Annotated in this window: 6 protein-coding genes; 4 read left to right on the top strand and 2 right to left on the bottom strand. The window is 68.4% G+C overall.

Annotated elements, in window-relative coordinates; all coding sequences use genetic code 11:
• The first annotated feature begins 934 nt into the window (after positions 1-934).
• Genes VIS07_10515 through cas1 form a run of 3 tightly spaced genes read left to right on the top strand, consistent with a single transcriptional unit; the run spans position 935 to position 4,562 of the window.
• Complete coding sequence (locus VIS07_10515) at positions 935-1,882, top strand: tetratricopeptide repeat protein (protein ID HEY8515933.1); 948 nt, start codon at positions 935-937, stop codon at positions 1,880-1,882.
• On the top strand, positions 1,879-3,558 hold the full coding sequence (locus VIS07_10510; protein ID HEY8515932.1) for a CRISPR-associated primase-polymerase type A1: 1,680 nt from the start codon (positions 1,879-1,881) through the stop codon (positions 3,556-3,558). Before VIS07_10515 ends, VIS07_10510 begins: the two co-directional genes overlap by 4 nt.
• Entirely contained in the window at positions 3,555-4,562 is a 1,008-nt protein-coding gene (cas1, locus tag VIS07_10505; GenBank protein HEY8515931.1) for a CRISPR-associated endonuclease Cas1, read from the top strand. The genes VIS07_10510 and cas1 overlap by 4 nt, the downstream gene beginning before the upstream one ends.
• A 12-nt stretch (positions 4,563-4,574) precedes the next feature.
• On the opposite strand, the gene VIS07_10500 is transcribed toward cas1, so the two are convergent.
• Positions 4,575-4,817 carry a hypothetical protein gene (locus VIS07_10500; protein HEY8515930.1) on the bottom strand — a complete coding sequence of 81 codons (243 nt, stop codon included), beginning with the start codon at positions 4,815-4,817 and terminating at the stop codon, positions 4,575-4,577.
• A 469-nt stretch (positions 4,818-5,286) separates the two neighbouring features.
• On the opposite strand from VIS07_10500, the gene VIS07_10495 reads away from it, so the two are divergent.
• Entirely contained in the window at positions 5,287-6,918 is a 1,632-nt protein-coding gene (locus VIS07_10495; protein HEY8515929.1) for an AMP-binding protein, read from the top strand.
• A gap of 176 nt (positions 6,919-7,094) precedes the next feature.
• On the opposite strand, the gene VIS07_10490 is transcribed toward VIS07_10495, so the two are convergent.
• A complete protein-coding gene (locus VIS07_10490) occupies positions 7,095-7,262 on the bottom strand; it encodes a hypothetical protein (GenBank protein HEY8515928.1) in 168 nt (55 codons plus the stop codon).

The raw sequence follows: 7,262 nt of genomic DNA, 5'->3' as shown, positions 1-7,262 counted from the left end.
TCAGAAGAACGGTTCCCCGATGAGGGGATTGAGACACCTTGCGCCGGAGGAAGACCTCGGCCTTCACCTCGTGTTCAGAAGAACGGTTCCCCGATGAGGGGATTGAGACGAAGAACCTTCTCCTCATACGATCTCCTCACGAGAGGTTCAGAAGAACGGTTCCCCGATGAGGGGATTGAGACTTGCACGATAGTGAGTCCCATCGCCGTCTCCTGTCTGCGTTCAGAAGAACGGTTCCCCGATGAGGGGATTGAGACCGAACTCAGGTCGGGCCTTCTTGATGAACTCGATGGCCGCCGTTCAGAAGAACGGTTCCCCGATGAGTGGATTGAGACTCCTGCTTCTGTTCCTGCTCCTGGCCTCGATTCCGACGAACGGTTTCTCGGTGAGGGGGATTTGGACTTGCGGTTCGCAACAGCAGGCTTATCTGCGCGGTGTTGCGGTCAGAAGATCTCCTCCGACGAGGGGTCTGCTTTCGTCCCTCCCAGCCATCGGCGACGCTGAGGTGTTCGGGGCACCGCTGACGACGGTGTCAGTCCGACAAAAAATGTCTTGATGAGCACCGGCGCGCAGGTCATAACGAGCCCATCCACGTAAACTCTCCAAGGATCACATAAAGAACCACATAGGTGAGGCCATGAACGACCCATCACCGGGGGTGGCGTCGCCGACACGCGCCAGCGTCGGCCCTCACGCGAGCGCCAGCGCCGCTGCAGCGGCATTTCGTGACAAAAATTGGGAGCTCCTCGCGGAGCTTGCGACATCGCTACCGGAGCGGATCGACTCCGCGTGGCTCGCCACCGCCGACAAGTGCGCGTTCGGCCTCTCCCAGCTCGGACGCTACGAGGAAGCGGAGACGATCCAGCTTCGCGCTTGGGAGGTCGAGGAGACGCACCGACGCGCGTCGGCGCTCGCGTATTTTGCGTACGCAGCCTTGCTGCGTCACAAGAACCGTAAGCCGCGCCTCGCCGACCCGGAGGCGGCGCGCAAGAAGTTCGAGCACTGGATCGCGAAGGCGCTCGAGCTCGATCCACGATCCATCACCGACCACTACCGGCTCGGCGTCTACCACGCGTCGGTGCGGCGCGGCCGCGACGTGCCTGCGCTGGCCAGCTTCCGCACGGTGCTGCGCTTGTTCTCGGAGCTGCCGGCGGCGGATCGCGCGCCGACGAGCCGGTATTTCAAGCGCTACGTGCAGTCGCTCTACGGCGCGGGACGCTCGGCGCTGCGTTTGGGGCGGCTCGACGAGGCGCGACGTTACGCGTTCCAGTGCATCAGGGTCGACCGCGAGCGTCAGCACGTCGCGGAGGTGTTCAAGCTCTTCCTCGCCGCACAGATCTTGGTTGCGCAAGGACACTTGGACGACGCCGAGCGCGGCCTCAGGCTCGCTCTCGAAGCGCCGCACGAAGGAGATCGCGACTTCGTCTACGGGTTGCTCGCCAAGATCGCTCTCGCCCGGAGCCAGCCGGAAGACGCCGCCGCGTGGATCGAGCTCAACGTGCGACCGCACCTCCGCAAGCCGTACCTCTGGCGGCTGCTGGGCGAGGCGGAGGACGCGCGTGGTCGGCACGAGCGGGCCCTTCGCATGTACAAGAGCGCGCTCCTGAAAGATCGCACCGGACGGCACCGGACGTTGCTCCTGCAGGGACGCCTGCTCGAGCGCTTGGGACGCACCCGCGAGGCGCGCCGAGCCTACGAGCAGGCAGCAGACTTCCGCCGACGTCGCTACTTGAAGGAGGACGGCGAGGCGTTGCGTGCCCTCGCGGAGCTCTGCGAGCGCAGTGGCGACCTCGAGGGGGCGAAGGCCGCGTTACGGCGGATGTCCGGGCTGCCGCTGCTGGCGGATTGGGCGAGCGCGGAGCTCGAGCGGCTCGCTGGATGAAAGGCGACCTCGAAGCCGCGAGCGCCCTCGACGAGGTCTCCGCTGCGGGCGAGGAGCGCGCGGCTCTCGACGCTCTCTACCGGCTCGCGCAGCGAGCCGCCGACGAGGGACACTACCAGCGCGTCTCGCAGCTCTTTCGCGAAGCGCGCGACGCGGGGGCGCTCTCTCGACCCGAAGCCTGGAGGACGCTTCTGCTCGAGGCCGGTGATTTCGAAGCCGCTCGAGCGCTCGCTCCACTCGGCGAGCCGGAGCGCTCGGCGCCGCTCGGCGAGGCCGGCCCCGACGCTCCGGGCGACGAGGACTTTCTCGACTTCGATGCGGGAGAGCCGCCGAAGCGCTCGGACGCCTTGCCGCGCTCGCTGGTGGATCGCTTCTACGGCTTGTTCCGAGGCCGCGGCGACGTCTACGCGCGCCAGTGGTTCGATGCGCGAAAGGGCCGCACCGGCTACTGGCCCGTACGGGATCCGCTCACCCGGCGAGCCGTCGAAGAGCACCTTCTCGGAAAGCACACCCTCGGCCAGTACCTGCTCTTTCCGGACGAAACGGTCGCGTTCGCCGTCCTCGACCTCGATCCGACGCCCGAGGCTCTCGAGCACGACCGGCTCGCTCGCGACGATCGGGAAGCGATCGCACCCGAGAGCTTGGCGTCCGCCGCCAGACGGCTTGCGCGGGCGGCCGAGTCCGCGGGCCTCGCGCCGATGGTCGAGAGCACCGGCGGCGACGGGATGCACGTGTGGCTCTTCTTCGAGCCGCGGCTGCCCGCAGCGGAAGCGCGCGCAGCGCTGCGCGAGATCGTCTGCCGCGCGGGCCCGCTGCCACCGTCGGTCGCGCTCGAGATCTTTCCCAAGCAGGACCGCCTCACGGGCAAGGGGCTCGGCAACCTGATCAAGCTGCCGCTCGGCGTTCACCAGGCGACGATGCGGCGCTCGGTGTTCCTCGCATCAGACGGAAGCGTCCTCCCCGACGAAGACGCGCTCGCGCGGATCCGCTTCTCCGATCCCGAGGCGGTGCGCGCTCTTCTGCGCGCGAAGGTCGTCCCGCTCCGCGCCGACGACGCGGCGGCGCCGGCGTCGGCCGTCCGCGGCGAAGCGACTGCGCGCGACGACGGCTCACGTCCCGGTGCGACGCGGATGGCCGCGGAGACGGGACCTCGCGCGCTCGCCGAGGCGCTCGCGTCGATCGAGCCGGGCCGCGAGGCCGAGCGCGCCGTCGACGCGGTGCTCGCCGGGTGCGCCGTCCTGCGGGAGCTCTCTCGCCGCGCGTTCGAGGATCCGACGCTCCCTTCCGATGCCGCCCGCGCGCTGGTCTACACCGTTGGGCTCATCGGACGCCGGAACGAGCGCATCGAGTCGATGCTGCGCGCGGCCGGCGTCAGCAGCAAGGAGCTCGATCGGGTGCGCTGCGGATTGCAGGCGCCGATGGGCTGCCGTCGTCTGAAGGAGCTGTTTGCGCCCTTGGCCTCCGCGTGCGCGTGCCCGCGCCCGTCCGATGGCCTGTACGCGACACCCGTGCTGCTCGCTTTCGAGCGGTTGCCGCGGCCCGGGCCGCGGCGTCCCGTGCCCGCGTCCGATGCTGCGCTGGTCGAGGGGCCGTGGCAGCCCGCGCCGCACGACCTCGAGCAGCGGCTCGAGCGCATCGAGCAAGCGGTGCGGCGGCTTCTCGAACGCATCGAATGAAGACCGTGTACGTCACCGAGCCCGGTGCCGTGGTGCGCCGGAGCGGTCCGGTGCTGCAGGTCTGGGTCAAGAGCGAGATGCGCGCCGAGCTGCTGGTGCACGACCTCGATCAGCTCGTGCTGATGGGCAACATCATGCTGACGCCGGCGGTGCTCGACTTCCTCATCCGCGAGCGGGTCGACACCGTGTTCCTTTCCTTGCACGGCCGCTACCGCGGTCGGCTGATGCACGAGCACTCGAAGAACGTCGCGCTCCGCTTGGCGCAGTATCGGCAGCTGCAGGATCCGGCGGTCGCGCTGGCGGCGGCGCGCGACATCGTCCGTGGGAAGATCGCCAATGCGCGCACGTTCCTTCTGAAGGCGGCGCGACGCCAAGGAGGCGACGAAGAGCTCGAGCGTGCGAGCGTGCGGCTCGACGCCATGGCGAGCCGCGTCGACGAGATGGAGACGCTCGACCAGATCCGCGGCTGCGAGGGGCGTGCTTCGGCGGTCTACTTCGGGGTCTTCGCCCGGCTGCTGCGCAATCCGGAGTTCTCGTTCACCGAGCGCAACCGCAGGCCGCCGCTCGACCCGGTCAACGTCCTGCTGTCGCTCGGCTACACGTTGCTCGCCAACGCGGTCGAGACCGCCGTGCAGATCGTGGGACTCGACCCGTACCTCGGCGCCTTGCACGAGATCGCGTACGGCCGGCCCTCCCTGGTCTGCGATCTGATGGAGGAGTACCGCCCGGTGATCGTCGACCCGATGGTGGTCGCGTGCATCAATCAAAAGTCCTTCAAGCGGGAGGATTTCGAGGGTGGGGAAGAGGGCGAGCCGGTGCGCTTCCGGCGGGATGCGCTGCGCTGGTTCGTGGAGCTCTTCGAGCGCAGATTGCGCACTCGGATCGCGTATCCGCCGCGCGGTCTCAGGCTGACCTGGCGTCAGGTGATCGAGGAGCAGGCGCGCTCGTTCGCGCGCTTCGTGCTCGGCAGCGAGCCGCGCTACGCGCCGATGCTCGTCCGGTGACCGAGCTTTCGGCTAGTGCCCGACGTCCGGGTTCGTCGACGGCGCCGGAAAGATCTCGAGCTCGTTGTCGCGCAGCGCTTCGGAAGCGGACTGGAGGAAGTCCGGAACGTCGTCGACGAAGTCGGCCGAGACGGATTCGACCGAACCGTCCTGGTCGATGAAGATCACGGTGGCTACTCGCTGCTTGCGCAGGTACGCATCCTCGAGAATCTTGATCCAGTCGCTCAGTTCCTTCTGCGGATCGTATTCTTCCATCGTTTACCTGCCGAAGAGGCCATTCCTCGCGAGCACGCTCGCGGGACTGGCGTGCCTCAAGGTAGCCACTCTACCCGATGATGCAGGAAGCGTGACTCCGGGGTGGGGCGCTTTGCCGACGTCGACTCGCGCGCAAAGGGCTTGACGAGTCGTCTCGAGCAACGGAGGCACCCAAGACCGGGCCAGGACGACCATGCTGGATCATCCAACCCGGGATTTGCCCAAGATACCAGCCCCCTAGTCCGTAAACCACGTCTCGTAGATCCCGTTCCCTCCCCATTGCACGAACGTCGAACCGTTCCGAGCCCCTGCGATCCGTCCCGACAGGACGCGCTGATGGGACGCTTCGCCGCGCGCGGGATTCACCACGCCACGCACGACGTCGCTCGCCGAAGCGGCAGTGCTTGCGGAAGAGCCACCCGATCGCACGGTCGTTGACGGCGTCCCGGGCGCGGCATAGCGATGCGCCATGCCGACGGACTTCACCTTCGACGTCCCCGAGCACTTCAACTTCGGCCGCGACGTCGTCGACCGGCTCGCCGCCGACCGCGGGCGCGTCGCGCTGTACTTCGAGGACGAGAGCGGGCGGAGCGCGCGCTACACCTTCTGGGACTTCTCGCGCACCTCGAACCGCATCGCGAACCTGCTCGCCGCGAACGGCGTCGGACGCGGCGACGCGGTGCTGGTCATGCTGCCGCGCCTGCCGCAGTGGCACGCGTCGATCGTCGCCGGGCTGAAGCTCGGCGCGCTGGTCATCCCGTGCACCGCGGCGCTGCGGCCGAAGGACGTCGAGTACCGCGCACAGCACTCGAACGCGCGCGCGATCGTGACGACGCTCGAGGGCGCGGCGGTGGTCGAGCAGGTGCGCGAGCGCTGTCCGAACCTGGCCGTGCGGGTCGCGTTCTCGGGGCGTCCGCTCGGCTTCGAGCGCGCGTCCGGCGAGCCGTCGGGCGTTCCCGACGGCTGGATCGACGCCGACCGCGAGCTCCCGCGTCAATCACAAGACTTCGCCGTCGCCGACACGGCGTCTGCCGATCCGGCGCTCTGCTACTACACGTCGGGCACCACCAAGGACCCGAAGGCGGTGCTGCACTCGCACGCCTACACCTGGTGCCAGCGCTTCACCGCGCGCTTCTGGCTCGACGCGCGGCCCGACGGCCTGCACTGGACGACCTCCGACACGGGCTGGGCGAAGGCCGCCTACGGCGTGCTGTTCGGACCCTGGGGCGTCGGCGCGCCGACCTTCATGTACAACGGTCGCTTCGATCCGGTGCGCGAGCTCGAGCTGCTCGAGCGCTACCAGGTGACGACCTTCTGCGCGCCGCCGACCGAGTACCGGATGCTCGTCAAGCAAGACCTCGGGCGCTTCGACCTCTCGCACCTGCGGCACTGCACCGGCGCCGGCGAGCCGCTCAACCCGGAGGTGATCCGCGTCTGGCACGAGCGCACCGGGCTCTGGATCCACGACGGCTACGGGCAGACGGAGTCGATCTTGCTGGTCGCGAACCTGCCGGGCATGACGATCCGCCCGGGTGCGATGGGCCTGCCGTTCCCGGGACACGACGTCGCCGTGGTGCGCGACGACGGCAGCGAGGCGGCCGTCGGCGAGGTGGGCGACATCGTCGTGCGCAACCGTCCGCCGAGCCTGCTTCTCGAGTACTGGAAGAGCCCAGAGGAAACGTCCTTCGTCTTCCGCGACGGCCTCTACTGGACGGGCGACCGCGGCTACCGCGACGAGGACGGCTACCTGTGGTTCGTCGGCCGCGCCGACGACGTCATCATCTCGGCGGGCTACCGGATCGGGCCGTTCGAGGTCGAGAGCGCGCTGCTCACGCATCCCGCCGTGCTCGAGTCCGCGGTGGTCGCGAAGCCGGATCCCGACCGCGGCCACGTGGTGAAGGCGTTCGTCGTGCTGCGCGAGGGCGTGGTCGGCAACGAGGCGCTCGTCGACGAGCTCAAGACGCACGTCAAGAATACGACCGCTCCCTACAAGTACCCGCGCGAGATCGAGTTCGTCACCGAGCTGCCGAAGACGGTGAGCGGCAAGATCCGCCGTGCCGAGCTGCGCAAGCGCGAGGAAGAGCGCGCCGCCAAGCGCTGAATCTCACGACCGTAACGACGCGCAGGGCCGCGTACCACTGGCGTCGCGCGCGCGGACTGTTATCCGCGTGCGGAATGTCCGAGCAGGGGTTTCAGCTGGGGCTCGCGCGGCCGCGCCGCGAGAACGAGCGCCTCGAGTCGAAGGCGTGACGGCCGAGCGCCGTCAAGGGCGCGGCGTCAAGGATACGGCTGCTTGGGCTTGCCGCCGTAGCCGTACACCGAGCTCTGGGCCGAGTTGCGCCAGGACAGGACCGAGGCGAGCGTGGTCTCGATGTACGCGCCGTTCATCACGTAGAGGTATGCGCCCAACGCGCCGAGGACCACACCGTACAAGAATGTTTTCAT

The sequence above is a fragment of the Candidatus Binatia bacterium genome (genome assembly GCA_036563615.1).
GTDB lineage: Bacteria > Desulfobacterota > Binatia > UBA12015 > UBA12015 > DATCMB01.
Note: the sequence above shows the minus strand (reverse complement) of the source record. Positions and strands in the feature narration are given on the sequence as shown.

Excerpts from the sequence above, each read along its gene's own strand:
- VIS07_10490 (HEY8515928.1), bottom strand. The coding sequence starts at position 7,262 with ATGAAAACATTCTTGTACGGTGTGGTCCTCGGCGCGTTGGGCGCATAC.
- cas1 (HEY8515931.1), top strand. The coding sequence starts at position 3,555 with ATGAAGACCGTGTACGTCACCGAGCCCGGTGCCGTGGTGCGCCGGAGC.
- VIS07_10510 (HEY8515932.1), top strand. The coding sequence starts at position 1,879 with ATGAAAGGCGACCTCGAAGCCGCGAGCGCCCTCGACGAGGTCTCCGCT.
- VIS07_10500 (HEY8515930.1), bottom strand. The coding sequence starts at position 4,817 with ATGGAAGAATACGATCCGCAGAAGGAACTGAGCGACTGGATCAAGATT.
- VIS07_10495 (HEY8515929.1), top strand. The coding sequence starts at position 5,287 with ATGCCGACGGACTTCACCTTCGACGTCCCCGAGCACTTCAACTTCGGC.